Origin of the sequence: Ensifer sp. ENS08, from assembly GCF_014852195.1 — a bacterium.
GTDB classification, from domain to species: Bacteria; Pseudomonadota; Alphaproteobacteria; order Rhizobiales; family Rhizobiaceae; genus Ensifer; species Ensifer adhaerens.
Genome location: NZ_JACVBF010000001.1, coordinates 292,523 through 308,351, shown reverse-complemented (window position 1 = coordinate 308,351; position 15,829 = coordinate 292,523). Strand labels below are relative to the sequence as shown.

Below are 15,829 nucleotides of genomic sequence, written 5' to 3'. Positions count from 1 at the left end.
AGTCTTACCGCCTGAGCCGACGACCTCGTCGTGTCGAGCTGGGATATCATCGCCGGGACGGTGAAGCCGGAGGGGCGGTGCCGCTCTATGACGACAACGGCGCCTATAGCGGCATGATGGCGGCCGAGCTGATCGCGCGCGGCGGCGGCGAGCTCGAGATTGTCTCGCCCGAGCGCATGTTCGCGCCCGAGGTCGGGGGGGCATGAACCATGTGCCCTATGCGACCGCCTTTGCCGAACACAATGTCCGGGTGACGATCAACACGCGGCTGAAATCCGTTCGGCGGGAGTGCAATGGCCTTGTTGCGACGCTCGGTTCCGATTTTTCGGACAAGGCAACGATCAAGGGGCGTGTGGCGCAAGTGGTGGTCGAGCATGGCACGGTGCCGATGGACGACCTCTATCGTGAACTGAAGCCGCTTTCACGCAAGCTGGGGGGCGTCGATTACAAGGCGCTGCTTCGCGGTGAGAACACCACCCCGCAGAAAACCTCGATGCCCGCTTCGACATGTTCCGCATCGGCGATGCCGTCGCCAGCCGCAACATCCACGCGGGCATTTACGATGCCCTACGCGACGGAGTGCTCGTCTGACGCAAAGCCAAGGCGGCGGTGCCTGGCACCGCCGCCCGTTGGAAGGCGTACTGAACAGCTTGGAATGCTACGACGTTACTGCTGCGGCTGTTCGGTACCCTGCTGCATCGGCTGCGCCGGTGCAGTAGTCGTGGTCGAAGAGGTCGTCGACGTGTCAACCGGCTGGTTGGCGTTCTGTTCGGCAACCTGCTGCGCCTTCGTCTTGAACTCCGGAGCCGCCTTCAGCGTATCGGCGGTTTCGGTGGTCGTCAGCTTCAGCTTGTCCGTGTTGGGCTGCTCGGCGATCGTGATGCGATCAAACGGAACCGCTACGTCCTTTTCACCGAGACCCAGGAAGCCGCCGACACCGATTACGGCCGCTTCCACGCCGCCATCCTTCTTCATGATCAGGTCGTTGATCTCGCCGATGCTTTCGTCACCGGCATTGTAGACGCTCTGGCCGATATAGGTGCTGGCTGCGATCTGGTCGCTTGCCTGCTCGGTCAGATAGGTGGCGTCCGATTGCGCCATATCCGCGGGCTTGGTTTCCGTGATCGGCGGCTTCGTTTCAGCCTGATCGGCCGGAGCCATGGCGTCCGGAGTGGGCTGCGCCGGCTGCATCGTCTGCGGCTGTTCCATCGGCTTGGTTGCGTCCTGCGCGAAAGCCACCGGGGCGACAGTAAGACCCGCGAAGAGCGCGCCGGCTGCGACGGTTGTTACGAGTTTCTTGATCATCTCAAACTGCCTTTCCTTGACGTTTCGATCAGGGCGCGGGCCTGGCTTCTGCCGCCAGGTCCACCGCGCCGGTGATATGGTGTCAACGCCCGGGAGCCCGAACGGTTCCGGAAAAAATAGTCAAAGTTTCAGGTCGAAAGGTCCGTTGCCGGTGAACGTGACCCTCGTCCGCGATTTTCCAAGGATTGTCGGCAATCTCGCGCGGACATGTATTTTGGTTTTCGAATATATGTATTTTAGTGATCAATTATGTACTTTGGGTCATTCATGAATTCTTGAGCGTTCTTGTCGATACTTGGCAGATGGCAGGAAATAGCGCGCAGCGTCGTCACCCTGTTATCCCGGGATGGTTTTCACGATGTTTTTGCCGCGCCGCTTTCTTTCTGTTTCCTTGCTCTCCGTTCTGGCGATGGCCGGCCTCGTTCTGATCGAGCGCAATCTTTTTGGGCTGCGCTATTTTTCGGAACGGGTTCCTGGCGTCGAGCCCTACAATCTCTGGCATGCCTGGGTGGCTCTGAGCCTGTCGCTCGCGGCTGTTCAGGGCTTTACCCGCGATGCCGCCTGGCTTGGCGCGCCGGAACTGCGGCTGGCGTCCGGCCGTGAGCTTGGGCTTTGTGTCGCCGGCTGGATGCTCGCCGTGCTGATGGCGCTGGTGTTCGTTGCCGATCCCCTCGGTTTCAGCCTTCTGGCGCGTGAAGACGGTCTGGTCGAATGGGTCTCTGCCCTGCTGATCTTCATCGCCAGCGGTTTCTTTGCGTTTGCTGCCGTTGGGCAACTGCGCGTGGCCCGTTCAGGAACGGGAAGTCGCGCCTGGATGGCCGCGGCTTTTGCAGCGCTTCTGGCGCTTTGCTTCTTCGTGGTCGGCATGGAGGAGATATCCTGGATGCAGCGCGTCTTCGGTATCGCCACGCCGGAGGGCCTGCTCGCGCTCAACAAGCAGCAGGAATTGAACCTGCACAACATTTCCACCGGCTTCTCGGAACTGCTCTACTACACCGGCAGCTTCTTCCTTTTGACGCTGGCGCCCTTCGTCTGGCTCTATCTGCGCAAGAGCATCAGCCTTGGCCGGCTCGATGCTTTCGCCCCGAGCGTGCTGGTGCTGGCGGCAAGCGCCCCGATGGCCGCCTTCAACAGCGACAACTGGAGCATGCTGCCGACGCAGATGATGGTGATGATGACCGTGATCATACTGCTGGTGATCGCCGATATCGCGCTGAGGGCGGGGCACTGGCGCGAGTTCATCGTGCTGACGGCAGGCGCCATTCTGATCGTCGCGATCCAGGAGCTGTTCATTCTCCAGGCTTCCACGCTCGTGCGCCTTTGGGACCCGACCGAGTATAAGGAGTTTTTCATTGCGCTCGGGCTCGCCATCTACGGCTTTGAAACCTGGTCGCGGCTGCGTGCGCCGGCCGCAAGGCTTTCGCCGTTGGGCTCCCGTTCCCTGGCCGGATAAAAATACCCCGCCTGACGGGCGGGGTATTTGAAACGCGTCAGCCTCGAACTGCGTCCGAAGCCGTCAGTGGCTTTCGCGCAGCACTTCGCTGCCGCTGCCGCCGACGAGGAAGTCGAGGTCCGCACCCTTGTCGGCCTGTAGCACCGTGTCCTGGTAGAGCTTGTAGTAGCCGCGGGTCCATTTCTGCGGCGGCGCCTGCCAGGCGGCCATGCGCGTCGCAAACTCTTCCTCGCTGATCATCAGGTTGAGCTCGCCCTTCATCGCGTCGAGGCGGATGCGGTCGCCGGTCTTGACGATGGCGAGCGGCCCGCCGGCATTCGATTCCGGGCTGACATGCAGGACCACGGTGCCGAAGGCGGTACCGGACATGCGGGCGTCGGACACGCGCACCATGTCGCGCACGCCCTTTTCGACGAGGCGCCGCGGGATCGGCATGTTGCCGACCTCGGCCATTCCCGGATAGCCCTTGGGTCCGCAGCCCTTGAGCACAAGGATCGTGTCTTCGGTCACAGGCAGGTCGGGATCGTCAATCTTCGCCTTCAGCTCCTCGATCGTCTCGAAGACATAGGCCGGACCTTCATGGACGAGGAGATGCTCGCTTGCGGCCGACGGCTTGATGACGGCGCCGTTCGGGGCAAGGTTGCCCTTGAGCACGCGAATGCCGGCGGCAGCCCGCAGCGGATTGTCGAGCGGGCGGATGACGTCGTCGTTGTAGACTTCGGCATCTTCCCAGTATTTGCTGATCGGCACGCCGAAGACTGTCGGCGCGTCGGCATGCAGCAGATGCTGTATGCGGTTCATCACCGCCGGCAGGCCGCCTGCATAGGCGAGGTCTTCGATCAGATACTTGCCGGACGGCATGCAGTTGACGATGCACGGCACCTGGCTGCCGACGCGGTCGAAATCCTCAAGACAGAGATCAACGCCGGCGCGGCCGGCGATCGCCAGCATGTGCACGACGGCATTGGTCGAGCCGCCGACGGCGGCGTTGGCAATGATGCCGTTCTCGAAATTCTTCTTGGTCAGCACCTTCGACAGGCGCAGGTCTTCATGCACCATCTCGACGATGCGTTTGCCGGTCATGTGCGACAGCGCCATGCGGCGGGCGTCGACGGCCGGCAGCGCCGCATTGGTCGGCAGCGACAGGCCCATAGCCTCGACGATCGACGCCATGGTGGTGGCCGTGCCCATGGTCATGCACACACCCGGTGAGCGCGACATGCCGCTTTCTGCCGCCATGAATTCCTGCATGCTCATATCACCGGCGCGTACGGCCTCGGAGAACTTCCAGACATCCGTGCCGGAGCCGATGTCCTTGCCCTTCCACTTGCCGTTCAGCATCGGGCCGGAGGAGACGACGATCGTCGGCAGGTCGACCGACGCCGCACCCATCAACTGGCCGGGGGTTGTCTTGTCGCAGCCGCCGAGCAGCACCACGCCGTCGATGCCATAGGCGCGGATCGCCTCTTCGACATCCATGGCGAGCAGATTGCGAAAGAGCATCGCGGTCGGGCGCATCTGCGTCTCGCCGAGCGAAGACACCGGGAACTCGACCGGGAAACCGCCGGCCTCCCACACGCCACGCTTCACGCCCTCTGCCAGAATGCGCAGATGGCTGTTGCAGGGCGTAAGTTCCGACCAGGTGTTGCAAATGCCGATAATCGGGCGGCCGTCGAAAACGTGGTCCGGAAATCCCTGGTTCTTCATCCAGGAGCGATGGATAAACCCATCCTTGTCGGTGCCACCGTACCAGTGACGGCTGCGCAGTTCTTTCTTCTTGTCGCTCATGCGAGCTTCCTCCTCACCATGCGATCAAACGCGTGGCTGAATTGTATGACTTTTTATTGGCGCTTCGCCAAGAGTTACTCGGCCAAGAATTTCCGGTCAGAGACGGAAAGACGGTTCGAACCGGCCCTTGACGCTGACGCCGAGATCGAAGGTCTTGCCGGCATGCGGGTCCGCCGCACGCGTTGCCTCGTCCATGTCCTGCCAGGCGGATGTGACCAGTATGCGGTCGGCCTTCGCTCCGATGAAGGCGGTGCAGCTCGGCTGGCCCGTCGGCACGGCGTAGCGCGCGATGCGCGCGCCGTCGGGGCGGTAGACATCGACCGTGCCGCTGCCCCAGCGGGCGTTCCAGATCAGGCCGTCGGCATCGCACACGGAGCCGTCGATGCCGCCGGCTTCGCCACTGCCGTCGACGAGCAGGCTCGGTTCGCCTTTCGGCACCCCGGTCGCGGCGTCGATATCGACGCGCATCAGGTGATTGATGTCGGTATCGACGAAATAGGCGACGGTTCCATCCGGCGAGAAGCAGATGCTGTTGGGAATGGTGATGGCGGCATAGAGCTTCGTCACCTTGCTGCCGGCGACGTGATAGATCGCGCCGGAGCCCTTTTCGGCGCTGCGGCCCATGGTGCCGATCCAGAGCGAACCGGATGCATGAACCCGGCCGTCGTTCGAGCGATTGATGGGTTTGTCCTCAAGCGTGGTCAGCAGGCTGAAGGCACCGGTCTGCGTATCCCGGATGAAGAGGCCCTGGTCGGAGGCGATCAGCTGCCGGGTCGGATCGATGACGGCGAGCACGCTGCCGAGGAAGGGTAGGGCGTGCACGGTCTTGCGCCCGCTTTCGAGGTGCAGTTCATGCAGTTCCTGGCCCTTGATGTTGAACCACCAGGCGGTGCCGGTGGCCGGGTCATAGGTCGGACCTTCGCCGAGGATCGACGTCGCTTCGCAGAGAATGTTGCCGGAAAAGGGGATGGTGTCGCTCATCAGCGCGCTCCGTAGACGGCGTCGTAGGCCTTGATGGTGGCAACGGCGCGCTCGCGGACTTCAGCCGCGCTCATGCCGGGCTTGTAGAGGCTGGAACCAAGACCGAAGCTGCGGATACCGGCCTTGGCATAGTCGCCGAAATTCGCGTCCGAAACGCCACCGACGGCAGCGATTTCCAGCTCCGGCGGCAGGATCGCCCGGATCGCGGTGATGCCGGACGGGCCGAGCACGCTTGCCGGGAAGAACTTGAGACCGGTGGCGCCCGCTGCCGCGGCCGAAAGCGCCTCGGTCGGGGTGAGCACGCCGGGCATGGTCACCATGCCCTTCGTGGCGGCGAGAGAAATCACCGCCGGCTCGACATTGGGGCTCACCATCAGGCGGCCGCCGACATCGGCGAGTTGTTCCACCTGTGTCGTCGTCAGCACCGTGCCGGCGCCGATCAGGCATCCCTCGGGCGCCATCTTCACGGCCGTCTCGATCGAGCGGAACGGATCGGGCGAGTTCAGCGGGATCTCGATCGCGGAGAAGCCGGTCTCGATCAGGGCACCAACGACGCCTGCGGTTTCCTCGGGCTTGAGGCCGCGCAGGATCGCGATCAGCGGATACTTCATCGACGGAAAGGGAATGCGGGTCATGAGCGTGTCTTTCGTTCAGAGGGGCCAGATCGCCTGGGCGGCGGTCGAAAGGCCGGAGCGGACGGCCGTGTCGGCATCGACCACCTGAAGAGGGCAGTCGAGGCTTTCGAGCGCGGCTTGATAGAGCGTGCCAAGGGATCCGGAGGCGACGAGGCAGATGCTGTCGATCGTCTTGGCTGAAGCCAGCGCGCCGGCGATCTCCAGGCCGATCAGCGTGCCCGACAGCAACGCCTTGGCGTCGGTCGCGCTTGCGCCGTGCAGCAATTGGCCTGAGCGCGCGCCGAAGATCAGGCTGGTGGCGAGCGCCGGATTTGTGCGTGCCTCGGCCACCGCCGCCGCAAAGGCGGGATGATCGCCGGTAAACGCGTGCGCGTCGGCGATCGAGTGGCTGAGGATCGAGTGCTTGGAGATCACGTCGAACAATTCGCCGGTCATGAAGGTGGAAAAGCCGCTGACGGCGCCGTCTTCGAGCCGCACCCATTTGCTGTGTGTGCCCGGCATGCAGACGAGATGTAGACCGCGACCGAGGTCGCTTGCCGCGCCGAGCAATTGCGTCTCCTCGCCGCGCATCACATCCGGGTGCCGCCGATCACGCTGCGCCAGACCCGGCAGGATACGGATGTCGCGATCGAGATCCGGCACTGCCACGGCATGGGAGGCGATATCGGCGAGCGCGGCCGGCGTATCGAGATAGCCGGCCTCGACCCAACCCTGCTTGGCGCCGGCCATGCCGCAGATGATCGCCGGCAGGTGGCCTGGCGCATCGACGGCGACCAGGTGCTTTTCGAGGATCGCATGGAACCCGGCCTTGTTGGCCGTGGTCATGCCTTCGCCGCTTCGGCGCTCGGCGAGCACCGAGCCGTCCTCGCCGATGATCCACAGCCGGAAACTCGTGGTTCCCCAGTCGACTGCGGCATAATAGGCTGCCGTCATCAAAGTGCGCCTCCATCGATGATCATTGTTTGCGCGGTCATGCCCGACGAGCACGCCGACGCGAGAAAAAGGCAAGGGCCGACGAGATCGTCGGCGGTGAGGCTGCGCTTCAGGCACTGCCGTTCCTGCATGCCGGCGATTGCCGCGTCGCTCAGCCACAGCCGTTTCTGGCGCTCGGTGACGATCATGCCGGGCAGGATCGCGTTGACGCGGATGTTGTCGTGGCCGAGCTTTCCGGCGAGCGATTTGGTCAGGCCGACAATCGCGGCTTTCGCCGTCGCATAGGCCGGGATTTCGGCCATGTTGAGCAGATAGGCGATCGACGAGAAATTGACGATCGACCCGCCGCCGGCTTCGCGCATATGCGGTGCAACCGCCTGGCTCATGAAGAAGAGGTGCCTGAGGTTGACCGCCTGGCTCTCGTCCCAGCTCTCTTCGGTCACGCTTTCCAGTGGCTCGCGATCGTCGCGCGCCGCATTGTTGACGAGCACGTGGATCGCGCCGAGAGCGGCCGCCGCAGTCTGCGCGGCCTTTTTTACCGCTTCGATGTCGCGCAAATCGGCGGGAATATAGACCGGTGCCGTGCTTGCCTTGATGGCGAGCCGTTCGACGAGGTCGAGGCTTGCCCTTTCGTCGATATCGACGAAGGCCACCCGTGCACCCTGGTCGACGAAGCCCTCGACAAGCGCTGCGCCAATGCCGGAACCGCCGCCGGTGACCAGCACCGCGCGGTCTTCGAGATCATGAAATTGTGCCTTCGGCACCGGCATATTCCTGTATCCCCGATCAGTCCTATGGTGAAGAATTGTTCCATTATTTGGAACTTGATTTTATTATATGGAATTATCACGTCGAAGCGTCTACCTTGTCAAGGTCGCGCGCCCGATCGCGCGACTGCAATCGGAAACAAACAAGCGAGCGACGATGACGGGTGAAGCGGCAGGCGGAGGGGACGAAGTGCGTGAGGCTGGCACGGGCACGCTCGGCAAGGCAATCACCGTCCTGGAAGCGGTGGTCACCGCCGATGGCCCGCAGCGCTTTACCGATATTCTCGCCCGGTCCGGCCAGCCGCGCGGCACGTTGTACCGGCTGCTCAGCCATCTGGTCGAGGAAGGACTGCTGATCCAGCGCCGCGACCTCTCCTATGAGCCTGGCCTTCGGCTGCTGACACTGGCCTATCGCTCCTGGTCCGCCAATCGCTTTCGCGATGTTGCCGAGCCGCACCTGCAGCGATTGCACGAACTGACCGGCGAGACCGTGCATCTCGGCATCCTGCGCGAGACCGAGATCGTCTATGTCGACAAGGTAGAAAGCCGCCAGACGGTGCGCATGAGTTCGCAGATCGGCAAGGCGTCGCCGGCCTATTGCACCGGCATCGGCAAGGCGGCGCTGTCCTTGCTTGGGCAGCCGGAGTTGGAAGGTATTTTGGCCCGAACCGAGTTTCACGCCTTCACGCCGCACACTCATCGCTCGGCCGCCACCTTGCTGGCGGAGATCGAGGAAATCCGGCGCGAGGGCCACGCTTTCGACCGCGAGGAACATGAAACGGAGATCCGCTGCGTTGCAGCGCCTATCCTCATTCCCGGCAGCGAACTTGCGGCCGGCCTGTCGGTAACCGGGCCTGCCTATCGGGTGACCATGGAACAATTGTCGGCCTGGGCGGCAGCGGTTCGGGCAGCGGCGCAAGCGGTTGGCGAGGACGCGGCGATCCGTCTTGGGCCCGGCCGTGGTGGACCTTGAATTCACTTTACGGTAAATTAGAAACATCGACTGGACGTAGCGCGTCTCGCTCGATAGCTTTAATATATCAGACTCAGGTTCGTGGATGGTCTTAGTCTGGTTCGTTTTTGGTATTGGTATAAATTTTTGACGTGATCTTCATGCGGCGTCAGCGGCCGGTTCCCGCATGGAACCGGATGTGGAGAAGGGCGGAAGATGATCGATTTCAGCGCGAATTTGTCGGCGTTGGCGCTTCCTGATGGGCGAACCATCCGTGGGCCGATTTGTTGCGAAGAGGATATCAGGCGCGTGATCGCCCAGGTTGCGGATTCCTACGGTTTCCGTGGTTTCCTGGTGCTTGCCATTCCGGAAACGGAAAGCAACAGCCTTTCCGTCAACGCCTTGATGACGAACTACCCGGCCGCCTTTCTCAAAGGCTATGACAGTGCTGGCTTGATCAATGGCAGCCCGGTGATCCAGCGGCTTCGGCGCAGCACCATCCCCTTTACCTACGACGCGCACCAGCTTGCGCGCCGCCGAGCCGACGGCAAGGGCGATGCGGCGGTCTGCGTCTTCGAGCAGGCCAACATGCCGCGCGGCCTCTATCTGCCGGTGCACGATGCGAGCGGCCACCGCGCTGCGATCGCCTTTGGCGGCGACCGTCCCGTGGTTTCCAATGACGAGCTTCAGGAGCTCAACCTTTGGGCCGGTGTGCTCTACAGCAAATACATGGAGGTGCGCGATCGCGACAAGCGCGGTGCGGGAAGCCTTTCACGCCGCGAGGTCGAGTGCCTGCGCTGGGCGGCGGCCGGCAAGACCACCAGTGAAATGGCGAAAATTCTGGCGCTGTCCGAATATACCGTCAACCACTACCTCAACCGGGCAACGCGCAAGCTGGATTCGGTCAATCGCGTTCAGACCGTCGCAAAGGCCGTGCGCGCCGGGTTGATCAACTGATCGCCGGCACGCGTCGCGCGAGTTGATGGCAATATCGGCCTTCACGAGGGGAAATACACAGACTTTTGGGTCGAAGCGGCAGGGATTTTCGATCATCTGTTGGCATTGGCAGGCGGCTCGGTCTATTTGATACGTGATGAATGCCATGGAACGCGCGAATGCAGGATACGATGACGACCGGGATGACTGACGCAGATCTGCCCCGGGGCGGCGATTTCGCGTCCGAGATCGCAAAGCTTGAGACCCAGTTCGATATCATCCGCTATATGCGGCGGATCACGCAGGTTTTTGGCTTCAAGACGTTTCTGATCTGCTCGATCCCCTCGATCGACGTGGAGCGCCTCGCCGCGAGCACCGTCATCTCCAACATGCCGGCCGAGCTGCTGAACAAGTATGACAGCCTGTCGATGCTGCGCTTCAGCACCGGCGTGCGCCGCCTGCGCGAGACGACGACGCCGTTCCAGGTGACGCTTGCAGCCTGGGAGGGAGAGGGCGGCAAACCGGAATCGGCGGCCGAATACATCGAGATGCTGCGCGAAAACGGTATCTTCCAGGCAAGCTACTTCCCGGTTCATGACGCCGAGGGCGGCCGCGGCGCGGTCATCCTGATGGGCCCGCTGGTCGAACTGCCGATGACCGTCACCATGGAACTGCAGATGATTGCAATCCATGTCTATAACCGCCTCGCCGAAATCGGCTCCGTGTGGAAGAGCAGCGGCGCAGCACTTTCGGAGCGCGAGATCCAGTGTTTGAGCTGGACGGCTGCCGGAAAGACCAGCGCCGAGATCGCCGGCATCCTCGGGCTCTCCGAGCATACGGTCAACCACTACCTCAACCACGTGACCAAGAAGCTCGACGCCGTCAACCGTACCCAGGCGGTCGTGAAGGCGATGAAGAAGGGCTACATCAGCTAGCCCCAAGTCGGCCCTGCGCCGCAAGCCTCTTCCTGAATGTCCTCGACCTGATGCGATCGAAAGAAGCTTGGGGAAGCCCGGCATGCTGTCGCCAAGGTTCCGTCATCTGGGCGATCTGCTCCATCCTTGGACGATTTGCAGACGGTTGCTCAGAAACTGGGCATATGCCATCGCCGGCCGATGCATGGCGGTCGAGATTATCTTTTTGAAATTGCTGCTTATTTCCGCCAGATCTGAAACTGGCACGCATCCTGCATTTCTATTGGCATGTCCAGAGGGGACTAAAAAGAAGACAGCGCCCAAGAAGGTCGCGACCGAAAGGGCCACTGCCCGCCTTGAAGGTGATCCCGGATGTACGGACACCGAGGCGGGTGGTGGCCCTTCCTTTTTCCGTTATGTCGCATTGGCGAAGCGCCCCGCCTCGACTATCTAAGAGATAACAAAAGAATGAGAGGGCGCGATGCCGGAAGTCACGAAAGAAGTGGTGCTTGAAAAGTTGCGCACGGTGCGTGGCCCGGGCATGGAAGGCAATATCGTCGACCTCGGGCTCGTGTCTGATGTCTTCATCTCCGACGGCAAGGCCTATTTCTCGATCACCGTGCCGGCCGAACGCGCCAAGGAGCTGGAGCCGATGCGGGCTGCAGCCGAGCGCGTGGTGCGTGACATTCCCGGGATCACCGCGGCAATGGTCGCTCTGACGGCCGACCGCAAGGCGGCCGCAGGCAGCGCGCCGGTGCAGCGCCCGCAGCCGCAGGCACCGTCCCATGCAGGCCACTCCCACGCCCCGCGTCCGGCTGGCGGACCGCCCGCCAAGGCGGGGATCCCCGGCGTCGGCGCGATTATCGCCGTCGCTTCGGGCAAGGGCGGTGTCGGCAAGTCGACCACGTCGGTCAATCTGGCGCTGGCACTCCAGGCAAACGGCCTGAAAGTCGGTCTGCTCGATGCCGATATCTACGGCCCCTCGATGCCTCGGCTGCTGAAGATTTCCGGCCGGCCGCAGCAGATCGAGGGCCGGCTCATCCGCCCGATGGAAAATTACGGCCTCAAGGTCATGTCCATGGGTTTCCTCGTCGATGAGGAAGTGGCGATGATCTGGCGCGGACCGATGATCCAGTCGGCGCTTCTGCAGATGTTGCGCGAGGTCGCCTGGGGCGATCTTGACGTGCTCGTGGTCGACATGCCGCCGGGCACGGGCGATGCCCAGCTCACCATGGCCCAGCAGGTGCCGCTTGCCGGTGCCGTCATCGTCTCGACGCCGCAGGACCTGGCGCTGATCGATGCGCGCAAGGGGCTTGCCATGTTCCGCAAGGTGGAAGTCCCGGTGCTCGGCATCGTCGAGAACATGAGCTACTTCGTCGCGCCCGACACCGGAAACCGCTACGACATCTTCGGGCACGGCGGCGCCCGCAAGGAGGCAGAACGCATCGGCGTGCCCTTCCTCGGCGAAGTGCCGCTGACGATGGGAATTCGCGAGACGTCGGATGCGGGAACGCCGCTGGTCGCCTCCGACCCGGCAGGCGAGGTCGCGCGCGTCTACCGCGATATCGCGACCAAGGTCTGGGAACAGGTATCAGCCACGCAGCAGGACAAAAGCCGCGCCGCGCCGAACATCGTGTTCGAGTAGTTTGTCTCGAAGCGGTTCTGCCCGGCTGCCGGGCACGAATCGTTTTGCCCTTGATTCGGTTTTGATTTAAGCAAACATGCTATAGGGTGGCGCCGAACTGGCGGCGCATGCCCGCGTGCCGGATTGCAAGAGGGCATTGATTTTGCGTTTGCGTTGCGCCATATGCCTTGCCGCACTTGCGAAGGTGCCCAACTTGACGCCCTCTCGCCCGAGATCTTGGCCTCTCGCGATGACTGAGTTGAAGACTTTGTCCTGACTGGCGGAACGTCCCATCCGATGGATCTCTATTGTGGGTATTTTGTGGCGCACGACCTTTCGCCTCTTCCATTCGACCCTAAGGTTGGCATGACGAGGACGCTCGCATGATCACCGGCTATTGCGCCGATGGCACGGCCGTCGTCCTGACGCCCGCCGACCCGCCCGAGAGTTTGCGTTCGGACCTCATCTGGCTGGATCTGGTCGAGCCGAACAAGGCGGAAGATCTGATGATGGAAAAGCTGCTCGGCATTTCCATCCCGACGCGCGACGACCTCAAGGACATCGAGCCTTCGAGCCGTCTCTATATCGAGGAGAACGCCGTGTTCATGACGGCGTCACTGGTGTTTCGTTCGGACACGGAGATACCCGGCCTGACTGACATCGGCTTTATCCTGGCGGGTAGCCGGCTCGTCACCATCCGCTATGCCGAGCCCCGATCCTTCGCCCTCTTCAAGGCGTCGATGCACCGCTTCCCCGGAAATTGCCGAGACGGCGCGGTGGTTTTGACCCGGCTCCTGGAAACGATCGCCGACCGGACCGCCGAAATTCTCGAAGAGGCCGTGACCAAGATCGACGATCTGTCGATCGCCGTCTTCGGCGACAAGGCCGCCGGCAAGCGCCGCCCGCCGCATTTTCTCGAGGCGCGCCTGCGCGACGTTGCCGGGCATCATCGTCTGGTCGCCAAGACCCGCGACAGCCTCGCCTCGCTCTCGCGCCTGCTGACATTCGTCTACACCGTTCCGCAGGTGCAGGACGACAAGGAAACGCGCGAACTCTGCCGCTCGATTTCGCGCGACATCCAATCGCTGTCCGAACATGCCGGGTTCATTTCCGGCAACATTACCTTCCTGCTCGATGCATCGCTCGGCCTGATCAACGTCGAGCAGAACGCCATCATCAAGATCTTCTCGATCGCGTCGGTCGTGCTTCTGCCGCCGACGCTGGTCGCCTCTGTCTACGGCATGAACTTCCGCGTCATGCCCGAGCTGGAATGGCAATTCGGTTATCCCTGGGCGATCGCGGCGATGGTGATATCGGCCGTGATCCCCTTTTTCTTTTTCCGCTGGAAAGGCTGGCTTTGAACGCCAGTAGGTTTGCATGACCCAATCGCATGCCCCTTCCACTCATGAGCCGAAGGACCTGCGCCGTCTGCTGGTCCTCGGGCTTGGTTCGATCGGTGTCGTCTATGGCGATATCGGCACCAGCCCGCTCTATGCCTTTCGCGAAGCGTTGCGCCCGGTTTCCCATGACGGTGTGACCGATGCGGAGATCATCGGCCTGATCTCGCTGATGATCTGGACGCTGACGATCATCGTCACGATCAAATACGTGCTGTTTCTTCTGCGCGCTGACAACCAGGGGGAGGGCGGTACGCTGTCGCTGCTTGCCCTGTTGATGAAGTCCGCCAACGGCCACGCCGCCATCCTCTTCTTCATGGGCATTGCCGGCGCCGCGCTCTTTATCGGCGACGCGATGATCACGCCGGCGCTGTCGGTTCTTTCGGCGGTCGAAGGTCTGAAGCTGGTGACGCCGGCGCTGTCGGAATATGTCGTGCCGATCGCGGTGGTCATCCTGTTGATGCTCTTTGCGGTGCAGTCGAAGGGAACCGCGGCGGTCTCGAATTTCTTCGGTCCGATCACGCTCGTCTGGTTTCTGGTGATGGGCGGCATCGGTTTCGTGCACATCTCCGACGACTTATCGATCTTCAAGGCCTTCAATCCCTACTACGCCGTGAGCTTCATGCTCAGCGAAGGCTATGTCGGCATCATCGTGCTCGGCGCCGTCTTCCTGACGGTGACCGGTGCAGAGGCGCTCTACGCCGACCTTGGCCATTTCGGCCGCCGGCCGATCCAGTGGGCCTGGTTCCTGATCGTCTTTCCGGCATTGACCCTCAACTATCTCGGCCAGGGCGCCTTCGTCCTGAAGAACCCGGAAGCGATGTCCGACCCGTTCTTCCTGATGTTCCCGAAATGGGCACTGCTGCCAGTGGTCATTCTGGCGACGGCGGCAACCATCATCGCCAGCCAGGCGGTGATAACCGGTGCCTTCTCGCTGACGCGCCAGGCGATCCACCTCGGCTTCCTGCCGCGCATGGCGATCTTCCATACGTCCGAGACCCATACGGGCCAGATCTACCTGCCGAACGTCAACACGCTCCTGATGTTCGGCGTCATGGCGCTGGTCTTCGTCTTCGGTTCGTCCGAATCGCTGGCGACCGCCTACGGCATCTCGGTGACCGGCGCGATGGTGGTGACGACGGTGCTTTCCTTCGAGTTCCTGCGCATGCGCTGGAACTGGTCGGCGCTTGCGGCCGCCGCTGTGCTGTTGCCGCTCTTCGCGCTGGAGTTCATCTTCCTCGGCGCCAACATGCTGAAGATCCACGACGGCGGCTATGTTCCGGTGCTGATCGCCGCCACCTTCATCATCATCATGTGGACCTGGCGGCGCGGCACCGAAATCCTGCACGCCAAGACCCGCCACATCGACATTCCGCTGGCGAGCTTCATCAAGTCGATCGAGCGCAAGAGCGAACATGCGCCGGTGGCCGTGCCCGGAACCGCCGTGTTCCTGACGAGCGATCCGGAATCGACGCCGGCCGCACTGCTCCACAACATCAAGCACAACCACGTGCTGCACAATCAGAACTTCATCCTGACGATCCGCACGGCCAATACGCCGAAGGTGCCGAAGTCGGAACGGGTGAGCATGCAGCCGTTGTCGGACCGGTTCACATTGCTCGAAATGCGCTTCGGCTTCATGGAAACGCAGAACGTCTCGCAGGCGCTCGGTCTCTTCCGCAAGTCGGGCCTGAAGTTCGACATCATGTCGACGTCCTTCTATCTCGGCCGCCGCAAGCTCGTGCCCGATGCCGAGAGCGGCATGCCGCACTGGCAGGACCGGTTGTTCATCGCGCTTGCGAATGCGGCAATCGATCCGTCGGACTACTTCCGCCTGCCGACCAACCGCGTGGTCGAACTCGGCTCGCACGTGATCATCTGACGTTTGCCCGGTCCTTGGCCGGGCCGCGGGATGGGGCGGATATACAACGCAACGAAGCCGCCTTCCGATGGGGAGGCGGCTTCGTTGCGTTGTGGGGGCATCCACCTTTCAGCGATCGCGCATTAACCAAACATCAAGGTTAATGCTTCATTTTCAAAGCACGAACGGAGCGGTCCCGGCGAAGTGTCCGGCTGCTTGATTGTCTAATCTTCCCGCGCGGAATTCTCGACGCTGGCGCATAGCCGGCGCGGGCGAAGCCGTG

Annotated in this window: 14 protein-coding genes and 1 pseudogene; 9 read left to right on the top strand and 6 right to left on the bottom strand. The window is 62.4% G+C overall.

Translation table 11 applies throughout. The features are described 5' to 3' along the window. Nucleotides 1–18: 18 nt before the first annotated feature. Nucleotides 19–591: pseudogene (locus tag IB272_RS34820) on the top strand (N-methylproline demethylase); the annotation flags it as partial. Nucleotides 592–666: 75 nt separating this feature from the next. Here the strand turns inward: IB272_RS34820 and IB272_RS01545 are convergent. Next, nucleotides 667–1,305: a PRC-barrel domain-containing protein gene (locus tag IB272_RS01545; protein WP_060584081.1), complete on the bottom strand. Its 639-nt coding sequence runs from the start codon at nt 1,303–1,305 to the stop codon at nt 667–669. A gap of 358 nt (nt 1,306–1,663) precedes the next feature. Between IB272_RS01545 and IB272_RS01540 the strand changes: the two genes are divergently transcribed. Further along, complete coding sequence (locus IB272_RS01540; protein WP_162732967.1) at nt 1,664–2,758, top strand: YfhO family protein; 1,095 nt, start codon at nt 1,664–1,666, stop codon at nt 2,756–2,758. Nucleotides 2,759–2,821: 63 nt separating this feature from the next. On the opposite strand, the gene IB272_RS01535 is transcribed toward IB272_RS01540, so the two are convergent. From IB272_RS01535 to IB272_RS01515, 5 genes are all read right to left on the bottom strand, one after another. Continuing rightward, nucleotides 2,822–4,546, bottom strand: coding sequence for an IlvD/Edd family dehydratase (locus IB272_RS01535; protein WP_034801023.1), 1,725 nt, complete (start codon nt 4,544–4,546; stop codon nt 2,822–2,824). Nucleotides 4,547–4,642: 96 nt separating this feature from the next. Then, the gene (locus IB272_RS01530; protein WP_060584088.1) at nt 4,643–5,527 is read right to left on the bottom strand and encodes an SMP-30/gluconolactonase/LRE family protein; all 885 of its coding nucleotides are present in this window, start codon (nt 5,525–5,527) and stop codon (nt 4,643–4,645) included. Further along, nucleotides 5,527–6,162, bottom strand: a complete 636-nt coding sequence (locus IB272_RS01525; RefSeq protein ID WP_060584089.1) for a 2-dehydro-3-deoxy-6-phosphogalactonate aldolase — start codon at nt 6,160–6,162, stop codon at nt 5,527–5,529. The genes IB272_RS01530 and IB272_RS01525 overlap by 1 nt, the downstream gene beginning before the upstream one ends. Nucleotides 6,163–6,177: 15 nt before the next feature. Continuing rightward, on the bottom strand, nt 6,178–7,095 hold the full coding sequence (locus tag IB272_RS01520; RefSeq protein WP_060584091.1) for a 2-dehydro-3-deoxygalactonokinase: 918 nt from the start codon (nt 7,093–7,095) through the stop codon (nt 6,178–6,180). Further along, complete coding sequence (locus tag IB272_RS01515; protein ID WP_060584093.1) at nt 7,095–7,865, bottom strand: SDR family oxidoreductase; 771 nt, start codon at nt 7,863–7,865, stop codon at nt 7,095–7,097. Before IB272_RS01515 ends, IB272_RS01520 begins: the two co-directional genes overlap by 1 nt. Before the next feature lie 154 nt (nt 7,866–8,019). Here IB272_RS01515 and IB272_RS01510 point away from each other — a divergent pair, with 154 nt between their 5' ends. The 7 genes from IB272_RS01510 to IB272_RS01480 all read left to right on the top strand — a co-directional run bounded on the left by IB272_RS01510 (nt 8,020) and on the right by IB272_RS01480 (nt 15,567). Further along, on the top strand, nt 8,020–8,835 hold the full coding sequence (locus IB272_RS01510) for an IclR family transcriptional regulator (protein WP_060584354.1): 816 nt from the start codon (nt 8,020–8,022) through the stop codon (nt 8,833–8,835). 195 nt (nt 8,836–9,030) lie between these two features. Next, entirely contained in the window at nt 9,031–9,771 is a 741-nt protein-coding gene (locus IB272_RS01505; RefSeq protein WP_034801035.1) for an autoinducer binding domain-containing protein, read from the top strand. Between the two features lie 140 nt (nt 9,772–9,911). After that, the gene (locus IB272_RS01500) at nt 9,912–10,685 is read left to right on the top strand and encodes a LuxR family transcriptional regulator (RefSeq protein ID WP_051659571.1); all 774 of its coding nucleotides are present in this window, start codon (nt 9,912–9,914) and stop codon (nt 10,683–10,685) included. An 82-nt stretch (nt 10,686–10,767) separates the two neighbouring features. Next, nucleotides 10,768–11,118: a hypothetical protein gene (locus tag IB272_RS01495; RefSeq protein ID WP_162732968.1), complete on the top strand. Its 351-nt coding sequence runs from the start codon at nt 10,768–10,770 to the stop codon at nt 11,116–11,118. A gap of 27 nt (nt 11,119–11,145) precedes the next feature. Then, complete coding sequence (locus IB272_RS01490) at nt 11,146–12,309, top strand: Mrp/NBP35 family ATP-binding protein (protein ID WP_034801037.1); 1,164 nt, start codon at nt 11,146–11,148, stop codon at nt 12,307–12,309. A gap of 362 nt (nt 12,310–12,671) precedes the next feature. Beyond that, complete coding sequence (locus IB272_RS01485; protein WP_034801039.1) at nt 12,672–13,649, top strand: magnesium transporter CorA family protein; 978 nt, start codon at nt 12,672–12,674, stop codon at nt 13,647–13,649. 16 nt (nt 13,650–13,665) lie between these two features. Beyond that, nucleotides 13,666–15,567 carry a potassium transporter Kup gene (locus IB272_RS01480; protein WP_034801041.1) on the top strand — a complete coding sequence of 634 codons (1,902 nt, stop codon included), beginning with the start codon at nt 13,666–13,668 and terminating at the stop codon, nt 15,565–15,567. Nucleotides 15,568–15,829 lie beyond the last annotated feature (262 nt).

What these genes read in the sequence shown, in the direction of transcription:
- IB272_RS01545 (WP_060584081.1), bottom strand. Translation starts at nt 1,305, where the DNA reads ATGATCAAGAAACTCGTAACAACCGTCGCAGCCGGCGCGCTCTTCGCG.
- IB272_RS01540 (WP_162732967.1), top strand. Translation starts at nt 1,664, where the DNA reads ATGTTTTTGCCGCGCCGCTTTCTTTCTGTTTCCTTGCTCTCCGTTCTG.
- IB272_RS01535 (WP_034801023.1), bottom strand. Translation starts at nt 4,546, where the DNA reads ATGAGCGACAAGAAGAAAGAACTGCGCAGCCGTCACTGGTACGGTGGC.
- IB272_RS01530 (WP_060584088.1), bottom strand. Translation starts at nt 5,527, where the DNA reads ATGAGCGACACCATCCCCTTTTCCGGCAACATTCTCTGCGAAGCGACG.
- IB272_RS01525 (WP_060584089.1), bottom strand. Translation starts at nt 6,162, where the DNA reads ATGACCCGCATTCCCTTTCCGTCGATGAAGTATCCGCTGATCGCGATC.
- IB272_RS01520 (WP_060584091.1), bottom strand. Translation starts at nt 7,095, where the DNA reads ATGACGGCAGCCTATTATGCCGCAGTCGACTGGGGAACCACGAGTTTC.
- IB272_RS01515 (WP_060584093.1), bottom strand. Translation starts at nt 7,865, where the DNA reads ATGCCGGTGCCGAAGGCACAATTTCATGATCTCGAAGACCGCGCGGTG.
- IB272_RS01510 (WP_060584354.1), top strand. Translation starts at nt 8,020, where the DNA reads ATGACGGGTGAAGCGGCAGGCGGAGGGGACGAAGTGCGTGAGGCTGGC.
- IB272_RS01505 (WP_034801035.1), top strand. Translation starts at nt 9,031, where the DNA reads ATGATCGATTTCAGCGCGAATTTGTCGGCGTTGGCGCTTCCTGATGGG.
- IB272_RS01500 (WP_051659571.1), top strand. Translation starts at nt 9,912, where the DNA reads ATGCCATGGAACGCGCGAATGCAGGATACGATGACGACCGGGATGACT.
- IB272_RS01495 (WP_162732968.1), top strand. Translation starts at nt 10,768, where the DNA reads ATGCTGTCGCCAAGGTTCCGTCATCTGGGCGATCTGCTCCATCCTTGG.
- IB272_RS01490 (WP_034801037.1), top strand. Translation starts at nt 11,146, where the DNA reads ATGCCGGAAGTCACGAAAGAAGTGGTGCTTGAAAAGTTGCGCACGGTG.
- IB272_RS01485 (WP_034801039.1), top strand. Translation starts at nt 12,672, where the DNA reads ATGATCACCGGCTATTGCGCCGATGGCACGGCCGTCGTCCTGACGCCC.
- IB272_RS01480 (WP_034801041.1), top strand. Translation starts at nt 13,666, where the DNA reads ATGACCCAATCGCATGCCCCTTCCACTCATGAGCCGAAGGACCTGCGC.